The 20,089-nt window shown below is 33.3% G+C and carries 25 protein-coding genes; all 25 read left to right on the top strand.

The window, feature by feature from the left end:
- Positions 1–21: 21 nt before the first annotated feature.
- The gene (gene hslU / locus BN2144_RS15985) at positions 22–1,437 is read left to right on the top strand and encodes an HslU--HslV peptidase ATPase subunit (protein WP_033829230.1); all 1,416 of its coding nucleotides are present in this window, start codon (positions 22–24) and stop codon (positions 1,435–1,437) included.
- 79 nt (positions 1,438–1,516) lie between these two features.
- Positions 1,517–2,293, top strand: a complete 777-nt coding sequence (gene codY / locus BN2144_RS15980; RefSeq protein ID WP_033829229.1) for a GTP-sensing pleiotropic transcriptional regulator CodY — start codon at positions 1,517–1,519, stop codon at positions 2,291–2,293.
- Positions 2,294–2,702: 409 nt separating this feature from the next.
- Entirely contained in the window at positions 2,703–3,098 is a 396-nt protein-coding gene (gene flgB, locus BN2144_RS15975) for a flagellar basal body rod protein FlgB (protein ID WP_033829228.1), read from the top strand.
- Between the two features lie 2 nt (positions 3,099–3,100).
- A complete protein-coding gene (gene flgC, locus BN2144_RS15970) occupies positions 3,101–3,544 on the top strand; it encodes a flagellar basal body rod protein FlgC (protein WP_075047851.1) in 444 nt (147 codons plus the stop codon).
- A 40-nt stretch (positions 3,545–3,584) separates the two neighbouring features.
- Positions 3,585–3,890, top strand: coding sequence for a flagellar hook-basal body complex protein FliE (fliE, locus tag BN2144_RS15965; protein WP_033829226.1), 306 nt, complete (start codon positions 3,585–3,587; stop codon positions 3,888–3,890).
- Between the two features lie 111 nt (positions 3,891–4,001).
- Entirely contained in the window at positions 4,002–5,603 is a 1,602-nt protein-coding gene (gene fliF, locus BN2144_RS15960) for a flagellar basal-body MS-ring/collar protein FliF (protein ID WP_033829225.1), read from the top strand.
- Positions 5,604–5,618: 15 nt separating this feature from the next.
- A complete protein-coding gene (gene fliG / locus BN2144_RS15955) occupies positions 5,619–6,629 on the top strand; it encodes a flagellar motor switch protein FliG (RefSeq protein ID WP_033829224.1) in 1,011 nt (336 codons plus the stop codon).
- Position 6,630: 1 nt separating this feature from the next.
- On the top strand, positions 6,631–7,389 hold the full coding sequence (fliH, locus tag BN2144_RS15950) for a flagellar assembly protein FliH (protein WP_222860100.1): 759 nt from the start codon (positions 6,631–6,633) through the stop codon (positions 7,387–7,389).
- Positions 7,386–8,708 carry a flagellar protein export ATPase FliI gene (gene fliI / locus BN2144_RS15945; protein WP_033829222.1) on the top strand — a complete coding sequence of 441 codons (1,323 nt, stop codon included), beginning with the start codon at positions 7,386–7,388 and terminating at the stop codon, positions 8,706–8,708. Before fliH ends, fliI begins: the two co-directional genes overlap by 4 nt.
- Positions 8,705–9,145 (top strand): flagellar export protein FliJ, encoded by a 441-nt coding sequence (gene fliJ, locus BN2144_RS15940; RefSeq protein ID WP_033829221.1) that lies wholly within the window; start codon positions 8,705–8,707, stop codon positions 9,143–9,145. The genes fliI and fliJ overlap by 4 nt, the downstream gene beginning before the upstream one ends.
- A 7-nt stretch (positions 9,146–9,152) precedes the next feature.
- Positions 9,153–9,743: a MotE family protein gene (locus tag BN2144_RS15935; RefSeq protein ID WP_033829220.1), complete on the top strand. Its 591-nt coding sequence runs from the start codon at positions 9,153–9,155 to the stop codon at positions 9,741–9,743.
- A gap of 31 nt (positions 9,744–9,774) precedes the next feature.
- Positions 9,775–11,139 carry a flagellar hook-length control protein FliK gene (locus tag BN2144_RS15930; protein ID WP_033829219.1) on the top strand — a complete coding sequence of 455 codons (1,365 nt, stop codon included), beginning with the start codon at positions 9,775–9,777 and terminating at the stop codon, positions 11,137–11,139.
- 8 nt (positions 11,140–11,147) lie between these two features.
- Complete coding sequence (flgD, locus tag BN2144_RS15925) at positions 11,148–11,792, top strand: flagellar hook assembly protein FlgD (RefSeq protein WP_033829218.1); 645 nt, start codon at positions 11,148–11,150, stop codon at positions 11,790–11,792.
- A 45-nt stretch (positions 11,793–11,837) separates the two neighbouring features.
- Positions 11,838–12,221, top strand: a complete 384-nt coding sequence (locus tag BN2144_RS15920; RefSeq protein WP_082195258.1) for a TIGR02530 family flagellar biosynthesis protein — start codon at positions 11,838–11,840, stop codon at positions 12,219–12,221.
- Between the two features lie 78 nt (positions 12,222–12,299).
- Positions 12,300–13,076 carry a flagellar basal body rod protein FlgG gene (gene flgG / locus BN2144_RS15915; RefSeq protein WP_033829217.1) on the top strand — a complete coding sequence of 259 codons (777 nt, stop codon included), beginning with the start codon at positions 12,300–12,302 and terminating at the stop codon, positions 13,074–13,076.
- 129 nt (positions 13,077–13,205) lie between these two features.
- The gene (locus BN2144_RS15910) at positions 13,206–13,424 is read left to right on the top strand and encodes a flagellar FlbD family protein (protein WP_033829216.1); all 219 of its coding nucleotides are present in this window, start codon (positions 13,206–13,208) and stop codon (positions 13,422–13,424) included.
- Positions 13,417–13,839, top strand: coding sequence for a flagellar basal body-associated protein FliL (gene fliL, locus BN2144_RS15905; RefSeq protein WP_050632347.1), 423 nt, complete (start codon positions 13,417–13,419; stop codon positions 13,837–13,839). Before BN2144_RS15910 ends, fliL begins: the two co-directional genes overlap by 8 nt.
- Positions 13,840–13,886: 47 nt before the next feature.
- Complete coding sequence (fliM, locus tag BN2144_RS15900) at positions 13,887–14,888, top strand: flagellar motor switch protein FliM (RefSeq protein WP_033829215.1); 1,002 nt, start codon at positions 13,887–13,889, stop codon at positions 14,886–14,888.
- On the top strand, positions 14,878–16,107 hold the full coding sequence (gene fliY, locus BN2144_RS15895; protein ID WP_033829214.1) for a flagellar motor switch phosphatase FliY: 1,230 nt from the start codon (positions 14,878–14,880) through the stop codon (positions 16,105–16,107). The genes fliM and fliY overlap by 11 nt, the downstream gene beginning before the upstream one ends.
- Positions 16,108–16,122: 15 nt before the next feature.
- The gene (locus tag BN2144_RS15890) at positions 16,123–16,485 is read left to right on the top strand and encodes a response regulator (RefSeq protein WP_033829213.1); all 363 of its coding nucleotides are present in this window, start codon (positions 16,123–16,125) and stop codon (positions 16,483–16,485) included.
- 57 nt (positions 16,486–16,542) lie between these two features.
- A complete protein-coding gene (locus BN2144_RS15885; RefSeq protein ID WP_050632346.1) occupies positions 16,543–17,235 on the top strand; it encodes a flagellar biosynthetic protein FliO in 693 nt (230 codons plus the stop codon).
- Entirely contained in the window at positions 17,228–17,893 is a 666-nt protein-coding gene (gene fliP / locus BN2144_RS15880) for a flagellar type III secretion system pore protein FliP (RefSeq protein ID WP_033829212.1), read from the top strand. Before BN2144_RS15885 ends, fliP begins: the two co-directional genes overlap by 8 nt.
- A 14-nt stretch (positions 17,894–17,907) precedes the next feature.
- Positions 17,908–18,177 carry a flagellar biosynthesis protein FliQ gene (gene fliQ, locus BN2144_RS15875; RefSeq protein WP_033829211.1) on the top strand — a complete coding sequence of 90 codons (270 nt, stop codon included), beginning with the start codon at positions 17,908–17,910 and terminating at the stop codon, positions 18,175–18,177.
- Between the two features lie 4 nt (positions 18,178–18,181).
- Positions 18,182–18,955: a flagellar biosynthetic protein FliR gene (fliR, locus tag BN2144_RS15870; RefSeq protein WP_033829210.1), complete on the top strand. Its 774-nt coding sequence runs from the start codon at positions 18,182–18,184 to the stop codon at positions 18,953–18,955.
- A 33-nt stretch (positions 18,956–18,988) separates the two neighbouring features.
- Positions 18,989–20,068 carry a flagellar biosynthesis protein FlhB gene (gene flhB / locus BN2144_RS15865; RefSeq protein WP_033829209.1) on the top strand — a complete coding sequence of 360 codons (1,080 nt, stop codon included), beginning with the start codon at positions 18,989–18,991 and terminating at the stop codon, positions 20,066–20,068.
- The last annotated feature ends 21 nt before the right edge of the window (positions 20,069–20,089 follow it).

The raw sequence follows: 20,089 nt of genomic DNA, 5'->3' as shown, positions 1-20,089 counted from the left end.
CAGTTTGAAGGAGTGGAAGGTATGGGTAGAAATGATTTGAGTTTAAATATTACTCCGCGGCAAATTGTAGAACGACTAGATCAGTTTATCGTAGGTCAAAATTCAGCTAAGCGGGCTGTAGCTATTGCTCTGCGTAATCGATATAGAAGAAGCTTATTACCTGAAAAGATTCGCGATGAAATTATCCCTAAAAACATCTTAATGATTGGTCCAACTGGTGTTGGGAAAACTGAAATTGCAAGAAGAATTGCGAAATTAGTAAATGCACCTTTTATCAAAGTAGAGGCAACAAAATTCACCGAAGTAGGTTATGTTGGTCGTGATGTTGAATCAATGGTTCGTGACCTCGTAGAAACGAGTGTACGACTCGTGAAGAACGAAAAAATGGCCGCTGTTAAAGAAAAAGCTGAAGAAAATGCTAACAAAAGAATTGTTGAGCTTTTAGTTCCATCTAGTCAAAAGCAAACAAATTTTAAAAACCCATTTGAAATGTTGTTTGGAAATACTCAACCTACTCAAGAAGAACAAAATGTAACAGAACAAGAAGATCTAAACAAAGCGAAAAAGAGAGAACTGATCCGCGAACAATTAGCTAGTGGAGAGTTAGAAAATGAAATTTTAACAATTGAAATTGAGGAACAACAACCATCAATGTTTGATATGTTTCAAGGAACAGGAATTGAACAAATGGGTATGAATATGCAGGATGCGCTTAGTAACTTACTTCCTAAGAAGAAAAAGAAACGAAAACTTCCTGTGAAAGATGCTAGAATAATTCTTGTTAATGAAGAGGCAAATAAACTTATCGATATGGATGAAGTAATTCAAGATGCCATTTATCGTGCCGAACAAAACGGGATTATTTTTATTGATGAAATTGACAAAATTGCTAGTAAAAACACAAATAACTCTGCTGATGTTTCAAGAGAAGGTGTACAAAGAGACATCTTACCAGTCGTAGAAGGTTCTACAATTGTTACGAAATATGGACCAGTAAAAACGGATCACATATTGTTCATTGCTGCCGGGGCTTTTCATATGGCAAAACCTTCTGACTTAATACCAGAGCTACAAGGTAGATTTCCGATTCGAGTGGAATTGAAAAAACTGCAAATAGAAGATTTTGTCAGAATATTAATTGAGCCAGATAACGCAATAATTAAACAATATGTAGCTTTATTAGAAACAGAAGGTATAAAAATAGAATTTTCAGACGATGCTATTCATAGGATTGCTGAAGTTGCCTTTGAAGTAAATCAAAACACAGATAATATTGGAGCAAGAAGGTTACATACAATCATGGAAAAATTACTTGAAGATCTCTCTTTTGAGGCACCAGATATTTCTATGAAAACCATTGTAATAAATGCACAATACGTAAATGAAAAACTAGGTGAAATTGTACAGGATAAAGATTTAAGTCGTTTTATTCTATGATGACCTTGATCCAATTGCATAGCGACTTTGCAATACGTACTACTAAATAAAGTAAAAGAAAAATTAGGAGGAAATATCAATGGAATTATTAATTAGAACAAGAAAAATTAATGCAATGTTGCAAAACACAGGTGCAAAACCAGTGAATTTTAAAGAAATGTCAGAAACATTATGTGAAGTTATTGATGCGAATGTATTTGTTGTAAGTAGAAGAGGAAAATTACTAGGTTATGCAATCACTCAACAAATAGAAAACGATCGTATGAAACAAATGTTGGAAGATCGACAATTTCCAGAAGAATATACAAAGGGTTTGTTTAGCGTTTCAGAAACAACGGCTAACCTTGATGTGAATAGTGAATATACAGCTTTCCCGATTGAAAATAAAGATTTATTCGACAATGGTTTAACAACGATTGTACCGATCAATGGCGGTGGTGAGCGACTTGGTACATTAATTCTTTCTCGTTTAGGTCAAGAATTCAATAATGATGATTTAATTCTTGCTGAATATGGTGCAACAGTTGTTGGAATGGAGATTTTACGTGAAAAATCAGAAGAAATTGAAGAAGAAGCTCGTAGTAAAGCTGTTGTGCAAATGGCCATTAGCTCGCTATCTTATAGTGAATTAGAAGCAATTGAACACATTTTTGAAGAATTAAATGGTAAAGAAGGACTACTTGTTGCTTCTAAAATTGCAGACAGAGTTGGAATTACCCGTTCTGTTATCGTAAACGCATTAAGAAAGTTAGAAAGTGCAGGAGTTATTGAATCACGCTCATTAGGTATGAAAGGTACATTCATTAAAGTTTTAAATGATAAATTTTTAGAAGAACTTGAAAAAGTAAAATCTTAATAAGTGACAACGAAGCAGTTCAACCGACGAATCGATTCTGATTTGTCCGGTTGAACTGTTTTTTTGTACTGGGATCATATAAATTCTTCTATACGAATAAGCACTACTACGGCTCTTGGTTGCTTAAAAGTTCTAGCCCTGAGTCTTCTTTTTGTCATAAAACAAAAAATATGTCGAATTAAAAAGGGGTTTAACGAAAAATGTCGAATATATAGTTAAAATGTCATCTTTTCTTTAGGTAGTGACATTTTTTTTCTATGTTAAAAGGGAAAAACGGGGATAATTACCTATGAAAAAAATAGGATGATTTATAGACATTATCCTAGTTCCGATTTACAATAGTAAAAGAAACTTAAATTTTGTCGTATTTTAGTAGAATTTGTCATCAGATGATAAGGAGTAGAGTAAAGTGAAAATTTTCTCTAATACAATTGATATGTTGGAAAAGGCTTTAGATTACTCTTCGACTAAACAACAAGTTATTTCACAAAACATTGCAAATGTGGATACTCCAAACTATAAATCGAAAGAAGTTATGCCTTTTAAAACGATATTAAATAAAGAAATTGACGAGCAAGTGACAGCAAAAATGACAAATAAGAAAAATATTCCATTTTCCTCTTCAAGTAGTGAATATGTAAAAATTGTAAAGAATGATACTCGATATAATGAAAGCAGTAACGGAGTAGATACGGATCAAGAAATGGCAAAAATGGCTGAAAACCAAATTTATTACAATGCACTAGTTGAACAGATAAGTGGAAAATTTCAAACACTCCAATCTGTAATTAAGGGAGGTAAATAATATTGTTTTCGAATTTGAATATTTCTGCTAGCGCACTTACTGCACAAAGATTGAGAATGGATGTAATTTCATCCAACGTAGCAAATGCTGATTCTACAAGAGGGAAATTTATTGATGGACAATGGGTTCCATATCGCCGTAAATCAGTAGTGCTGGAACCAAAAGGTGAACAATTTTCAAGTATATTAAATCAATCGATAAACAAAGCTTCCGTTGGTTCTGGAGTGAAAGTTACAAAAATTACAGAAGATCAAAGTCCATTTCAACTCGTTTACAACCCGGAGCATCCGGATGCTAATGAAGATGGCTATGTACAGATGCCAAATGTTGATCCATTACGTGAAATGGTTGATCTTATAAGCGCAACGAGGTCCTATGAAGCGAATGTAACTGTTTTTAATGCATCAAAATCAATGCTTACAAAAGCGTTGGAAATAGGCAAATAATTGGGGATTTTCTGATAATAGGTAAAGGGGTTTTTAACAAATGGCAATTAATCCAGTGAATTTCAATGATGCAATACAACCGCTAAAAACTAACAATACAAATACTGTTACTCCTCATAAAACTCAAAGTACTTTTTCTAACTTTTTAAAAGATGCAATTAACGAAGTGAATGAAACGCAAATCAATTCAGACCAGTTAACAGAGAAACTAGCTTTAGGAGAAAATGTTAATCTTCATGATGTGATGATTGCTTCTCAAAAAGCTACTATTACGTTACAAACAACAATGGAAGTTCGAAATAAAGTCGTTGAAGCATATCAAGAAATTATGCGAATGCAAGTGTAATAAATTTAATAGGTGCTTATGTGACTTTAGGATTCATACTATTTTTTGGAATTGGTTTGAAGTCAAAGCGAGCTCCTATTGTGAAAAATAAAACTGTTCGGAGAGAGATAGATGAAAGAAAGGTTACAGAACTTACTACAGAAATTAAAAAATAATTGGCAAGAAAGGACGAAGAGTCAAAAAAGTATTCTTGTCGGATCAATTATTTTATTTATCGCAATTATATCTGTCCTTATTGTCATTACAACGAAAACGACAATGGTTCCTTTATATAGTAATCTCACTCCAGCAGAGACCGGTAGTATTAAAGAGGCACTGGATGCTAAGGGAATAAAATCAGAACTTGCTGACGGTGGAACAACAATTAAAGTACCTGAAGAATCTGTTGACACACTATTAGTTGAACTTGCAGCAGAAGGAATCCCTAAATCAGGTAGCATTGATTATTCTTTTTTTAGTGAAAATGCAGGCCTTGGAATGACAGATAAAGAGTTTGACGTAATGAAAATTGATGCGATGCAAACAGAAATTAGCAATTTGATCAAAAATATTGACGGAATTAAAGATGCTAGTGTCATGATTACTCTTCCTGATAAAGGGATATTCGTCAAAGATCAAACTGAAGAGGCACAAGCTTCCATTGTCTTAACTACTGAACCAGGTTACGAGTTTTCAGAAGGACAAATAAAAGCGCTTTATACACTCGTTTCAAAATCAGTACCGAACCTTCCTACTGATAATATCGTCATTATGGATCAAAATTTTGAGTACTTCGACTTAAATAGTGGAAATAATTCCACGAACGGTACAGATTTCCAAAATCAATATGCAATAAAGAAGGAAATTGAACGAGACTTGCAGCGTCAAGTTCAAAGTATGTTAGGTACTTTAATGGGTCAAGACAAAGTTGTTGTATCGGTAACTGCTGATATTGATTTTACTCAGGAAAGTCGGGAGGAAAATCTTGTAGAACCAGTAGATGATGAGAATGTGGAAGGAATAGCAGTTAGTGCGAAACATCTTAGTGAAACTTACACAGGGGAAAATGCTAGTGAAGGTGGAGTACCTCAAGCAGAAGATAATGGCGATACTTTAACTGGATATGCAGAAGGTACGAATGGCAATGGTGATTATGAAAAAAAAGAAGATACAATTAATTATGAAGTGAATAAAATTCGTAAACAAATTGTTGAAAGTCCATATAAAATACGAGATCTTGGAATTCAAGTAATTGTAGAACCACCAGATGCAAAAAATCCAAATTCTGTTTCTGCTGATGTTGAAGAAGGAATCCAAAGTATATTAAGTACAATCGTTCGAACATCAATCGATAAAACAGAAACAAACAATGAATTAACAGACCAAGATATTAATAGCAAAGTAGCAGTAACATTCCAACCTTTATTAGGAAAAACAACTACATCGGATCAATCTGAAATTACTAAAAGTTTTCCTTTATGGGGATATATTTTAATAGGCGTATTAGTCGTATTGGTTATCGTTTTAGGAATCATTTTCTTACGTAAACGAAAAGATGAATTTGAACCAGAAGAAGTGATTGTCGTTCCAAAACAAAAACCAATTGATATACCAGATGTTAATAAGCCTAACGACACTGAAGAGGAAGTAAGGAAAAAACAAATAGAAAAAATGGCAAAGGAACGACCAGATGAATTTGCAAAATTGATTCGGACATGGTTGTCTCAAGATTAGGGGGGGTAAAGTAAGTTGGCCGGAAAAAAAGGATTAACTGGAAAACAGAAAGCAGCAATTCTTCTTATTTCGCTCGGACCCGATGCCTCGGCTTCTATATATAAACATTTAACAGAGGAAGAAATCGAAAAGTTAACATTAGAAATTTCGACAATTAAAAATGTCACAGCAGATAAAAAAGTTGAGGTAATTGAAGAGTTTCATAATTTAGCTTTAGCGCAAGATTATATAACTCAGGGCGGTATAGGTTTTGCAAAAATAATTTTAGAAAAAGCGTTAGGGGAAGAACAAGCGACATCGATTTTAAATCGATTAACATCATCACTTCAAGTTCGGCCTTTTGACTTTGCCAGAAAAGCAGACCCTAATCAAATTTTGAATTTTATTCAGAATGAACATCCACAAACAATTGCTTTAATTCTTTCCTACTTAGACGCTACTCAAGCATCTCAAATACTGTCTAATCTGCCAGAAGAAATGCAGGCAGATGTTGCTAGACGTATTGCTTTGATGGAAAGTACGTCTCCAGAGGTTATTTATGAAGTTGAACAAATTTTAGAGCAAAAGCTTTCAGCAACATTAACACATGATTACACGCAAACCGGTGGAATTGAATCAATTGTTGAAGTTTTAAATGGTGTAGATCGTACAACTGAACGGACTATATTAGAAGATTTAGAGAAGAAAGACCCAGCTTTAGCAGAAGAGATTAAGAAACGAATGTTCGTATTTGAAGATATTGTCACTTTAGATAATCGTGCAATACAGATGATTATTAGAGACTGCGAAAATGAAGACTTAATGCTTGCTTTAAAAGTGGCTAGTGATGAAGTAAAAGAAATTATATTCAGAAATATGTCTACGAGGATGCAAGAAACATTTAAAGAAGAATTGGAAATTATGGGTCCTGTTCGTTTGCGTGATGTAGAAGAAGCTCAAGGAAGAATAGTTGCTATTATTCGAAGATTAGAAGATGCTGGTGAAATAGTCATTGTCCGTGGTGGAGGTGACGATATCATTGTCTAATGTGATTAAAAAAGATTATACAGGCCAATTAGAAGGAAAAAAAATTTCTATTCGGTATTTAACCGTTAATCATAAAATTGAACAAGAGAGAACTAACCACATTTACACTGAGTCTCAAATTATGAAAGAAAACTATATAAAGCAAGCGATGTTAGAGGCAGAAGAAATTGTGAAACAAGCAAAATTAGAAGCAAATAAAATTAAACAGCAGATAGAACAAGAAAAAGTAGCTTTTGAAGAAGAAAAACAAAAAGCGTTTGAACAAGCTCGAACTCAAGGATTTGAAACAGGTGTTAATGAAGGTCGTGCAAAGGGATATGAAGAAGTAAATGATTCTATTCAATTTGCTAAAAGTATTGTTGATCAAGCAAGGATTGAATATATGCAATGTGTTGAAAAATCTGAGCAAACAATATTAACACTCAGTTTAAAAGCAGCTGAAAAAATCTTACGTGAACAATTACAAGAATCAGGATCTTCTTTTTTATCAATCGTAAAACAAGCAATTGAGGAAGTAAAAGATTACAAAGAAATTAAACTATATGTTCATCCTAACCAGTATGAATTACTTGTAGAAAATAAAGGGGACTTAATTCCGTACTTTCATGAAGGTCAAATGTACATTTATCCTAATGAGAATTTGACTGAATTTGGTTGTGTAATTGAGACTGATGGTATACGTATTGATGCAAGTATTGATATGCAACTACAAGAGTTAAAAAGGAAGTTACTCGACCTTTTTTCTGGTGATGACTTATGAAAGCAATCGACTTGTTAAATCATATACCCTCAATCGATACGTATAAACGATATGGACGTGTAAAACAAGTTGTTGGAATAATGATTGAATCTAGAGGACCAATATGCTCAATTGGTGATATATGTTATATCTATTCTCAAACCCAAAAAGATAAGAAGAGAATCTTAGGGGAAGTTGTTGGGTTTAAAGATGAAAATGTATTCATAATGCCTTTTACAACGGTCAATGATATTGCACCTGGATGGTTGGTTGAAAGTACAGAAAAACCATTGGAGATAAAAGTCGGACAAGCGCTTCTAGGTAAAGTTCTCGATTCACTAGGGAAACCTTTGGATGGTTCGATATTACCAAATAATTTACAGAGTTGGCCAACTGATCAGAAGCCTCCTAATCCATTAAATCGTCCGCCTATAAAAGAGGTTTTAGAAGTAGGTGTTCGAGCAATTGACGGATTATTAACAATTGGTAAAGGGCAGCGCATCGGAATCTTTGCTGGTAGTGGTGTCGGTAAAAGTACATTATTAGGAATGATTGCAAGAAATACAAAGGCCGACTTAAATGTGATTGCATTAATCGGTGAAAGGGGTCGCGAAGTTCGCGAATTTATTGAACGAGATCTAGGTCCTGAAGGCTTACAACGTTCAATCGTTGTTGCGGCTACAAGTGATCAACCTGCACTTATGCGAATTAAAGGTGCGTATACAGCAACTGCGATAGCAGAATATTATCGAGATAAAGGTTTTAATGTCATGTTAATGATGGACTCTGTTACTCGGATTGCAATGGCTCAAAGAGAAGTTGGTTTAGCTACAGGTGAACCACCAGCAACGAAAGGTTATACACCATCCGTTTTTTCTATGTTACCGATATTACTGGAAAGAACGGGTACAAATGCAAAAGGTTCGATAACAGCAATTTATACTGTACTTGTTGACGGTGATGATTTTAATGAGCCAATTGCAGATACTGTTCGAGGGATTTTAGACGGTCATATTGTGCTCGATCGGAATCTCGCTAATAAGGGACAATACCCTGCGATAAACGTTTTGAAGAGCATAAGCCGTTTAATGAGTGAATTAGCCACGAAAGAGCATCAAAATGTTGCAAACCGGCTTCGTGATATTTTAAATACGTATGTTCAATCTGAAGATTTAATTAATATAGGTGCATATAAAAAAGGTTCTTCAAAAGAAATAGATGAAGCGATTGAATATTATCCTAAAATTATTTCGTATTTGAAACAAAGGACAGATAAGAAAGTTTCAATAGAGGAAAGTATTTCTCACTTAAATGAACTGTTCATAGGTGATGATGAATGAAATTTAATTACAAGCTTCAAAAAGTTTTAGAGTTACGGGAACGAGAAAAAGAAGAGCAGGCTTATACGTACGAAAAGTCAATTAGAAAATTTGAAGAAGTTGCTGAATTTTTATATGAACGATTAAAACAAAAGGAAACACTTGAAGGTCAACTGGAAGAAAGAATAAAAACAGGTGTTCGCATCCAAGAGATTCGTATGCAACAGAAATACTTAATGAATCTTGAGAGAGAAATCGATTATTATCAAAAGTTAGTATTTCAAGCGAGAAATAATATGCAATTGGAAAAACAAGTTTTAGTTGAAAAAAATATCGAAGTAAAGAAAATGGAAAAAATGAAAAATAAAGAATACGAAAAATATATTCACATATTAAACATGGAAGATCGTAAAGTAATGGATGAATTATCGATGCAAATCGTGGCAAGGGAGAAGTAATGTCACAATGAAAAAAAATGAGGAATTGATAAAGGAAAATAAACCGTCCTTCTTGAAAAAAATTTTATATTATTTAATTTTACCTTTACTAATCATTTTAACTATCCTTCTTGTAATAGCGACAGTTTCCGGGGTAAATGTTTTTCAAGAAGCATCAAAAATACCAGTGATTGGCTCTTTGTTTCCTAGTGAGGCAAATGTTAAGAACGCACCAGATCAATATGAGCAACAATTAAATAAACTTCAGGCAAACTTAAAAAATCAAGAAAAAAAAGTACAAGATTTACAGGCAGAATTAGAGAAAAAGGATCAAGAAATTGCAAGTTTAGAAGAGGAAAAATCCAGATTAGAATCTGAACAAGAAAAAGCTTTAGATGAGGGTACTAAGAAACAAACAGATACCTCTAGTAAAGATATCATTAAAACTTATGAAAAAATGAAACCAAAAAACGCTGCTGCCATATTAACTCAAATGGATGAACCAACAGCCTTAAGCATTATGTCTCAATTAAAGGATGAAACATTAGCCTCCATACTTGAAAATATGACAGCAGAAAATGCAGCGAAATTTACAGGTAAGTTATCAAAAAGTAGCTGAAGTTTAAAAAACTTTGAAAGGAGGTGAAATAATGTTCTGTGTAAACGTTGGACCGCATCCCTTGTTAATTAGTAATAAACCGATTAATTTGGAAACAAAGAGTGCTGGGAAAGCAGGGGAATTTTCTAATTTACTTAACTTTTTAATGATCAATAATATGGAAACTGGGTTTAATCAAGATTTTACTAACACACCTATGGGTAAAAATCAACAGCAATTCTTTGATAACATACTAGAAATGATAAATATGTCAAAAGATTCATTATTGGACTCGATTAAAAAAGTCCTTTCCTCAGTTTTTGAAAATGGAGAGGGAAATATTGAACAAAATAGTAACGATGGATTAGAAATAAGTGAAACTTCTAATAACGTCATGGACCTAATTAACTTAAATGATCCTACTCAATTGGATGTTTCAATTATCGTTAGTTTCGTACAGTTTTTAAGTCAATTTGACTTATCGACAGTTGTGAAAAATACGAACGAAACCGATCTGTCGAATGTATTGAAAATAATATCAACTTTATATCAACTAATGGAGATGAGTGAAGGACAAAGCGTCCCTTTAACAGAGGAACAACAGCAAGGACTAAAAAATTATGTTCAGCAGCTTCAGAAGAATAATGAGAAGTTTAATATATTGGAAACGGCATTTCGTCCGTTAGTGAATCATGAAAAAATAGCTGACCTATCTGTGTTTCGGAACAAACAGCCAACGCTACTCATTCTAAAACAAAATCTCGAGAATCAAGGAAATCAAGTAGATGGACAAGTAACGAACAACAAAATAGAACTAATTGTTTCGCAAGCTGTATCAAACTTAAGTCGTACTGACAATGAGAATCAACCACTCCCTTTACCGAAACAAACGGGGGAGATGACCGAAGTTAAACCGATTCAATTACAACAGCTCACTTCGCCTTCATCGGTTGCAGGAACAATAGAAATTCTCGATGATCAAAATCAACCTATAACAATGGAACGTTTTGTTAAAGACTTTGAATCGATAGTAGCAAGAAGCAAATTTTATCAAAATGGACAAATGCAAAAATTAACGATTCAATTAAAGCCCGATCATCTCGGAACATTAAAGATTGAGCTCATCCAGCAACAAAATGAATTAGTTGCGAAAATAACGTCTACAACCGTTGGTGCGAAAGAAATACTCGAATCACAAATTCATGCCTTAAAGCATGCTCTAGTTCAACAAAATGTTAATGTTTCGAGGATTGACATAACGAACGATCTTAGGCAAGAGGCGTACAATGAACAAAGTAATCAAAAGCAAAATAGAGAGCAGTCTGAAAACCAGCAACAACAAGAAGAACAGCATGATAAAAGTGAAGATAATTTTTTAGAGACATTTATTGATAAATTATTAAATTATGAAATTTAGGTGATTTAATGACAAATACGATTGATTCAAGTTACTATTTGTCCAACGCAAAAAAAGAAACCCAATCTACAAATACGAACACACTCGGAAAAGATGCCTTTTTAAAATTATTAATTACCCAATTGCAAAATCAAGATCCGCTTAATCCTATGCAAGATAAAGAATTTATTTCTCAAATGGCAACTTTTTCACAACTTGAACAAGCAATATCGATGGGAGAATCTATTAAAGAACTAGTCAACGTACAAAAAGAACAACAACTTTTTTCATATCATTCACTTTTAGGAAAAGAGGTACATTGGGATCGAATTACTCCTAGTGAGAATGAGAAAGAGAAACCTCTTATAGAAAGCGGAAAAGGTGTTATTAGCTTAATTAAATTTACTGAGGATGGTGTTAAATTCTTTCTTCAAGATGGTACTGAATTAACAGCGGGTAATATCTCAGAAGTATCTAGTAAGTCAAGTGAAAATCCCATTGCAAATGCAAGTTATGTTATTGGAAAAAAAGTAGGTTGGGAAGATAATGGCATAGTAAAAAGTGGTGTCGTTAACTCAATTACTCAAAAGGATGGGATAATCTATTATCAAGTAAATGATGAAAATCAGACAAAATTGACGAATAACCAAATTATCTCGATTGAACTTGCTTAAGTAAGTTAAAAATTGAATATAGCCCAAAAGTTAGGGGATGAAGGAATGCATATACAAAAATCGTTCATTCCACCCATAGGGATACAAAATACTCAGCGAAAAAACAATCAAGCTGAACAAATAAAAACAAATCAAAGCTTTGCATCACATTTGCAAGAATCCGTGCAAGAACAAACGAATTTAACAATAAGTAAGCATGCAAAATTACGATTAGCTGAGCGAGAGATAAATATTAGTTCGGATGATTGGAAGAAGATTGACGAAAAGTTAAATCAAGCAAGAAAAATGGGTGTTAATGAGTCGTTAGTCTTATTAGATCAAGCTGCATTAATCGTTAGTGCAAAAAATAATACGGTGATAACAGCGATGGACAGAACAGAGGCTAGCTCGCAAATATTTACAAATATTAATGGAACGATAATTATATAAAAAGGCTGGACCTTATAGGAAAGCCATGTCTTGCTGAATGACAGAGGCAAGCATAAAAATTGAGAGGAGAGTATTCATATGCTTAGATCGATGTACTCAGGAATTACAGGGATGAAAAATATGCAAACGAAACTAGACGTCATTGGAAATAATATCGCCAATGTAAGTACGTATGGATTTAAAAAAGGGAGAGTGACCTTTAAAAATGAAATTAGCCAGCTAGTTGCAGGCGCTTCTGCACCAAATGGAAATATGGGTGGGACAAATGCAAAACAAGTAGGCTTAGGTTCATCTATCTCTTCAATTGACACGATTCATGAACCAGGTAGTATGCAAACAACAGGACGAACACTTGATTTAGCAATATCTGGTGATGGGTATTTTGTTTTAAGTAAGGATGGTGGTGCAACAAAATATTTTAGCCGTGCAGGAAACTTTTATCTTGATGATGATGGTACACTTGTAAATTCAGAAGGTTATAAAGTACTAGGAACGAATAATGCACCTATTACAATTACTGGTGTGGAAAGTTTTAGTATTTCACCTGACGGATCTATTGTTGGAGTCGTGAATGCTACACCGACTAATAAAGGAACAATCCAAGTAGTATCATTTAACAATTCAGGTGGTCTTGAAAGTGTTGGAGGAAACCTTTACCAACAAACAGGTAACTCAGGGGCGCCAATAGCAGCTACAGGGACTTCTGTCGTTTCTGGTAAATTAGAAATGTCAAATGTAGACCTATCTGAAGAATTTACAGAAATGATTGTCGCACAAAGAGGTTTTCAGGCAAATACAAGAATCATTACAACTTCGGATGAAATACTTCAAGAACTCGTTAATTTGAAACGATAATAATAAAAAATAACTAGAATACAAATTCTTTGAACAAAAAAGACAATTGTTGAGGTAATATACGACACAATTGTCTTCCATTCCAGACCTATTATGGGAATTGTTTTCTAGTAAAGCTTGGTGAATACTGTGATAAAATTAACAAGACTAAACGGAAAAACTTTTTATTTAAACGCCCTTTTAATAGAAACAATTGAATCGTTCCCAGACACGACAGTTCTTTTAACAAACGGAAAAAGATATGTTGTGAAAGAAGATGTTGAAACTCTAGTAAACTCAACAAAAAGATTTTATCGAGACATTCAGTTAATAACAATCGACCGGCAGGAGGAAGATCTTTTTGAGTAAGAGTGTAAAAGTATTAATTATATTTATGTCAACGATAATTATTGCACTTGCTGCTGGTCTCTATTTTTTCTTTTCAAAAGGTGCAAATGAAGTGGATACGGAACCGACAGCAGATGAAATCGTTGAAAGTTCAGTTGAAATACCAGAGATAACAACAAATCTATTAAATGGAGATTTTGTAAGAATTGCTTTTATGATTCAAACTGATAGCAAAAAAGCAAAAGAGGAATTAGAAAAACGTAACTTTCAAGTGAAAAATGTAATTATAAAAAACTTATCAAGTTTAGAAGCGAAAGACTTAGAAGGAAACGAAGGAAAAGTACAATTAGAAAAGAAGTTGAAAGAAAGCTTAAATCAATATATAGAAAATGGGGAAATTGTTCAAGTTTATATAACATCCTCAATTGTACAATAACGTTACGGAGATTAGCTTTTAAAATTTGATGGCTGGAGGTGACAAACGTGCCATCTGGTGAGATTCTTTCCCAAAGTGAAATCGATGCCTTGTTATCTGCACTATCAACTGGTGAAGTAAGTGCAGATGAGATAAAAAAAGAAGAAGAAGAGAAGAAAGTAAGAACTTATGATTTTAAACGTGCACTTCGGTTTTCTAAAGAACAAATTCGTAGTTTGACAAGAATACATGACAACCTTGCTAGATTATTAACAACATACTTTTCTGCTAAATTAAGGACATATGTACATGTTGAAGTGGCAAGTGCTGATCAAATTCCATACGAAGAATTTGTTCGTTCTATACCAAAAATGACCGTTTTATATTTATATGATGTTCCTCCTTTAGAAGGGAGAATATTGATTGAAATAAATCCTAATATTGCCTATTCAATGCTTGATCGAGTTTTAGGAGGTATAGGAACGAGCATAAATAAAATTGATCAATTAACTGATATTGAATCAAAGATTATGACAACACTTTTTGAAGAAGCATTTGAACAGTTACAAGATGCTTGGGAAACCGTAACTCATATCGAACCAAGGTTACAAAATTTTGAAGTTAACCCACAATTTCTCCAAATGGTCTCACCAAATGAAACGGTTGTTGTCATTTCATTGAACACAGTAATAGGTGAGACAAGTGGTATGATTAATATATGTATTCCTCATATCGTTCTCGAACCAATAATATCGAAACTTTCTGTTACATATTGGATGCAAACAGAAAAAAAGGATACACAACCTGAAAAATTGACTGCATTGAAAGATCATATTAGACATTCAAAATTATCTATTGTTGCAGAATTAGGACAGTCAGAAATTACTATAGAGGAATTTTTAAATTTAAATATTGGTGATTGTATTGAGTTAAAACAGAAAATTGATGAACCAGTAGTAATTAAAATCGGCAATCAGCCTAAGTTTAATGCTCAACCAGGAAAAGTGAATAATAAATTAGCAATTCAAATACTAGATGAAATAAAGGAGAGAGAAATGGATGATGAATGATGGTATGCTCTCCCAAGAAGAGATTGATGCACTATTAAATGGAACAAACGATGATATAGACGAAGAAAGATCAGCGGAATCAACGAATATAGAAGATGTTTTATCTCCAATGGAAAAAGATGCTCTCGGAGAAATTGGTAATATTTCATTTGGAAGTTCAGCAACTGCGTTATCAACTCTATTAAATCAAAAGGTAGATATTACAACCCCTCATGTTTCAATCATTCTCAAAGAACAAATAGAGGAGGAATTTCCAAAGCCATACGTTGCAATTGCTGTAGATTACACGACTGGTTTCCTTGGGTCAAATTTATTAGTAATCAATCAATATGATGCAAGTGTAATTGCGGACTTAATGTTAGGTGGAACGGGGCGAGATGTATCTATAGAAATTGGTGAACTTCAATTAAGTGCTGTACAAGAAGCAATGAATCAAATGATGGGTAGTGCGGCAACAAGTATGTCTACCATTTTTCAAAAACGAGTAGAAATATCTCCACCTATCGTGGACTTGCTAAATATTCCTGAAGGTAAAGGGATGGATAGTTTACCAACGGATGACTATTTAGTTAAAATTTCATTTCGATTGATTGTCGGGGATTTAATAAATTCAAATATTATGCAACTGTTACCAATTTCATTCGCGAAAAGTCTAGTTTCAGATCTTATGAATCCTAGTGAAGAAGAAGCAGTATTAGTAAATTCAAATAGTGAATTAGTAGAGATGAATGAAGAAGTTGCAAATCATTCATATTCAAGTATACAGAATCAACAGCCAATAACGTCTAATAGCAATGAAATTAATTATGGACAGGATGTAACTTTATATGCAGCTCAGCAAAGTGAACCTCCTAACCAGAAAACTAGCAATGACAGGACCATGCAAAATAAACAAACAAAGCCAGTTCAACCAGCTGTGTTTTCGGATTTTACACCTGTCGGAACAACACAAGAAGAACAAAGAAATTTACAAATGTTATTCGATATTCCGCTACAAGTTACCGTTGAATTAGGAAGAACGACAAAAGTAGTAAAAGACATCCTTGAACTCTCTTCCGGATCAATCATTGAGTTAGATAAGTTAGCTGGTGAGCCAGTTGACATACTTGTAAATGGAAAATTGATTGCAAAAGGGGAAGTTGTTGTAATAGAGGAAAACTTTGGTGTAAGAATTTCCGATATTATCAGCAAATCGGATCGAATTAAAAATATGAAATAGTTGAGGTGGATAACGATGGCTAAAAGAATTTTAATTGTAGATGATGCTGCATTTATGCGGATGATGATTAAAGATATTTTAGTGAAAAATGGATATGACGTTGTAGGTGAAGCAAGCGATGGAGCACAGGCAATTGAAAAATATAAAGAGTTAAATCCTGACTTAGTAACAATGGATATTACGATGCCAGAAGTAGATGGGATAGCTGCTTTGAAAGAGATTCGTTCGATAGATCCAAACGCTAAAATCATTATGTGTTCAGCGATGGGACAACAAGCAATGGTCATTGATGCAATTCAAGCGGGTGCAAAAGACTTTATCGTTAAACCATTCCAAGCAGACCGTGTTTTAGAAGCAATTAAAAAGACATTGTCATGATGACAAATCTCGCAGTTAATAATAAATAATGAATAAAAGAAGGTGGCAGCAAGAGAAATGAATCGGAAAATATTCGTCATATTAATGACATTCTTTATCACATCATCTATGTTTATTATGGACGGTTATTCCGTTCAAGCAGAAGACAATGTAAACGGAAGTGTTTATGAGTATTTCGAAAAACAGGATGATCGTAGTATAAAAGAACAGACCGAGGACAAGAAGCTGCCTCCAAATACGAAAACTGGAAAAGAAGATGATAATAAACAAAAAGTCGGGGTAACAGGTTGGGATATATTTAAAACAATTTTCACTTTATTATTTGTAGTTGCCTTATTAATTGGACTATTAAAATGGTTACAAAAGAAAAACAATCTTTCTCCTTCAGTGCAAACGATAAAAAATTTGGGAGGCACAAATTTAGGAGGAAATCGATCCGTTCAGTTAATTAAAGCTGGAAATTCCATTCTTGTTGTTGGAATTGGTGAGGATGTACAACTTTTAAAAGAAATTCAAGACGAAAGAGAAATACAAACAATTATTGAACAATACAATAACCGAATGGATCAAATGATAAAGCCTAATGATATTGTTTCAAAATTGCAAGCAGTATGGCAGTCTAGAAAAGCAACTGAAAAAAGAGAGCAGTCATTTAAAACCGAATTAGATAAACAATTAAAAGACATGGCTAGTAAGAGAAGAAATGGATTAGAAGAGAAGTTAAAGGAAGGGTTTAAAGATAATGAATGAATTTATGTCGTTATTTAATAATGGTGACCCACAAGTAGTTTCTACTTCTGTGAAATTAATGCTTCTCTTAACGGTTTTAACGATTGCACCCAGTATTCTTATACTACTTACTTCTTTTACAAGAATTGTTATTGTCTTATCTTTTGTCAGAACGGGTCTTGGTACTCAACAAATGCCACCAAATCAAGTTGTTATAGGACTTAGCTTATTTTTAACGTTTTTTATTATGGCTCCAACATTTAATGATGTGAATAATCAAGCTTTACAACCGTTATTTAATGACGAGATTAGTTTAGAAGAAGCATATTCACAAGCTGCATTACCTTTCAAGGAATTTATGAGTAAATATACACGACAGGAAGATTTAGCATTATTTTTAGAATATGCAGAAATAGACGCTCCTAAATCAATTGAAGAGATACCAATGACAACGCTCGTTCCTGCATTTACAATTAGTGAGCTGAAAACAGCATTTCAAATTGGATTTATGATTTTTATTCCATTTCTTGTCATTGATATGGTTGTTGCTAGTGTATTAATGTCAATGGGAATGATGATGTTGCCACCGGTAATGATTTCATTACCATTTAAAATTTTATTATTTGTTCTCGTCGATGGATGGCACTTAGTTGTGAAATCATTATTGCAAACTTTTTAAGAAGGTGAATTCGTTTGACTACTGAATCAGTTATTACTTTAGCAGAACAAGGAATATATACGATATTGATGGTTTCAGGTCCCCTTCTTATGATTGCTCTTGTTGTTGGTCTAATTATTAGTATTATTCAAGCAACAACGCAAATTCAAGAACAAACATTAGCATTTGTTCCGAAAATTATTGCGGTATTACTAGGGATAATTGTCTTAGGACCATGGATGGTAAGTCATATGGTTGGATACGCTGAAGATATATTTTCCAATTTAACTAGATTTGTAGGTTGATCTTATGGAGATTCTTTTTTCTTCCATACCTATTTTTTTATTAGTATTTTTACGTATTTTATCGTTTTTTCTAGTTATACCAATATTTTCTTACCGAACAATTCCGATACCTGCTAAAATTGGATTAGCTTTTTTCCTATCCTATATTACAATATTTACTATCGATGTTGATCCGATAAAATTTGATGATGTATACATTCTTCTTATATTAAAAGAAATACTTGCAGGTATAGTGCTCGGTCTTATTGGCTATATCATCTTATCAGCAATACAAATTGCTGGTGGATTTATCGATTTCCAAATCGGTTTTGCAATCGCAAACGTAATTGACCCACAGACTGGTGCACAAAGTCAAATTTTAGGACAATATTTATATATTTTTTCTCTTCTATTTTTATTATCGGTTAATGGTCACCATTTGTTAATAGATGGGATCATTAATAGTTATCAATTTATACCAATTAATCAATCAATATTACCATTTGGAAATGAAAATATCATTGTATTGATTACTAAAGCATTCAGTGCAATGTTCGCTATTGCTTTACAAATGTCGATTCCTGTCGTAGCAAGTCTCTTTTTAGTTGATGTTGCATTAGGAATTGTTGCGCGGACTGTACCTCAAATCAATATATTCGTTGTAGGGTTACCGCTAAAAATAATGGTTAGTTTTATATTGCTATTTATCGTTTTAGGAACAATGCTACTTTCTGTAAGAAATTTATTTGATCTATTGTTACATTCAATGCGTGGTTTAATGGAATTGCTTGGAAGTTAATTATCCATATGTTGTTACTTTTGGGGGTGTTTTATGTTGTTCGTCTTAGATTTACAATTTTTTGCCGGTGAAAAAACAGAAAAAGCAACCCCGAAAAAACGACAAGATGCTCGGAAAAAAGGTCAGACAGCAAAAAGTCAAGATATAAATACATCAGTTATTCTTCTTTCAGTTTTATTTGTTCTATTATTTATTGGACCGAACATATTAGATAATATTTTACGTATTTTTCATGAAACGTATGAAGAGTATGTGTTTCAGGAGATTACGGAAAAAACGATTCAAACAATGACTATAGAATTACTACAAGAGTTGGGGAAAATTATAGGACCTGTTTTATTAGCAGGTTTTATAGGAGCATTAATAGCCAATTATGCGCAAGTTGGTTTTATTAGTACAACAGAACCATTGAAAATGAAACTTGAAAAAATAGACCCCATTAAAGGTTTTAAACGCATTTTTTCGTTAAGAGCAATTGTTGAGCTACTTAAATCAATACTTAAAATTACGGTTATAGGGACAATCACTTTTGCTTTTTTATGGTTTCATATGAATGAAATTCTAAATCTTATTTTTAAATCGGCAGGGATAAGCTTGTCAGTCATCGGATCTGTAGCAATTAAAATGAGTCTGTTTGCAACGGGCGGTCTTCTTGCGTTGGCATTACTCGATTATATGTATCAAAAATATGATTTTGAAAAAAGTATACGAATGTCTAAACAAGATATTAAAGATGAGTTTAAAAACACAGAAGGGGATCCATTAATTAAATCAAAAAGAAAGCAACGACAGCGTGAAATGGCTATGCGTCGAATGATGCAAGAAATTCCTGAAGCAGATGTTGTTATTACAAATCCAACCCATTATGCGGTTGTCTTGAAATATGATGATAATAAGATGGATGCACCAATTGTAGTGGCTAAAGGTGTAGATTATTTGGCACAAAAAATTAAATATATTGCTAAAGAAAATGGTGTGGTAATTGTTGAAAATAGGCCACTAGCAAGAAGTCTTTATAGTCAAACTGAAATTGGCCAAGTAATACCTGAGGAATTTTTTAAAGCTGTAGCTGAAGTATTAGCTTATGTTTATAGGCTTAAAAAGAAAGTTTAATAGAAATATAAAAACTGTATT

It is taken from the genome of Bacillus andreraoultii (assembly GCF_001244735.1).
GTDB lineage: Bacteria > Bacillota > Bacilli > Bacillales > Caldibacillaceae > Caldifermentibacillus > Caldifermentibacillus andreraoultii.
Note: the sequence above shows the minus strand (reverse complement) of the source record. Positions and strands in the feature narration are given on the sequence as shown.

What these genes read in the sequence shown, in the direction of transcription:
- BN2144_RS15885 (WP_050632346.1), top strand. Translation starts at nt 16,543, where the DNA reads ATGAATCGGAAAATATTCGTCATATTAATGACATTCTTTATCACATCA.
- fliP (WP_033829212.1), top strand. Translation starts at nt 17,228, where the DNA reads ATGAATGAATTTATGTCGTTATTTAATAATGGTGACCCACAAGTAGTT.
- fliR (WP_033829210.1), top strand. Translation starts at nt 18,182, where the DNA reads ATGGAGATTCTTTTTTCTTCCATACCTATTTTTTTATTAGTATTTTTA.
- fliI (WP_033829222.1), top strand. Translation starts at nt 7,386, where the DNA reads ATGAAAGCAATCGACTTGTTAAATCATATACCCTCAATCGATACGTAT.
- BN2144_RS15890 (WP_033829213.1), top strand. Translation starts at nt 16,123, where the DNA reads ATGGCTAAAAGAATTTTAATTGTAGATGATGCTGCATTTATGCGGATG.
- fliY (WP_033829214.1), top strand. Translation starts at nt 14,878, where the DNA reads ATGATGAATGATGGTATGCTCTCCCAAGAAGAGATTGATGCACTATTA.
- BN2144_RS15930 (WP_033829219.1), top strand. Translation starts at nt 9,775, where the DNA reads ATGTTCTGTGTAAACGTTGGACCGCATCCCTTGTTAATTAGTAATAAA.
- BN2144_RS15920 (WP_082195258.1), top strand. Translation starts at nt 11,838, where the DNA reads ATGCATATACAAAAATCGTTCATTCCACCCATAGGGATACAAAATACT.
- BN2144_RS15935 (WP_033829220.1), top strand. Translation starts at nt 9,153, where the DNA reads ATGAAAAAAAATGAGGAATTGATAAAGGAAAATAAACCGTCCTTCTTG.
- flgG (WP_033829217.1), top strand. Translation starts at nt 12,300, where the DNA reads ATGCTTAGATCGATGTACTCAGGAATTACAGGGATGAAAAATATGCAA.
- fliJ (WP_033829221.1), top strand. Translation starts at nt 8,705, where the DNA reads ATGAAATTTAATTACAAGCTTCAAAAAGTTTTAGAGTTACGGGAACGA.
- hslU (WP_033829230.1), top strand. Translation starts at nt 22, where the DNA reads ATGGGTAGAAATGATTTGAGTTTAAATATTACTCCGCGGCAAATTGTA.
- flhB (WP_033829209.1), top strand. Translation starts at nt 18,989, where the DNA reads ATGTTGTTCGTCTTAGATTTACAATTTTTTGCCGGTGAAAAAACAGAA.
- fliF (WP_033829225.1), top strand. Translation starts at nt 4,002, where the DNA reads ATGAAAGAAAGGTTACAGAACTTACTACAGAAATTAAAAAATAATTGG.
- fliE (WP_033829226.1), top strand. Translation starts at nt 3,585, where the DNA reads ATGGCAATTAATCCAGTGAATTTCAATGATGCAATACAACCGCTAAAA.
- codY (WP_033829229.1), top strand. Translation starts at nt 1,517, where the DNA reads ATGGAATTATTAATTAGAACAAGAAAAATTAATGCAATGTTGCAAAAC.
- flgD (WP_033829218.1), top strand. Translation starts at nt 11,148, where the DNA reads ATGACAAATACGATTGATTCAAGTTACTATTTGTCCAACGCAAAAAAA.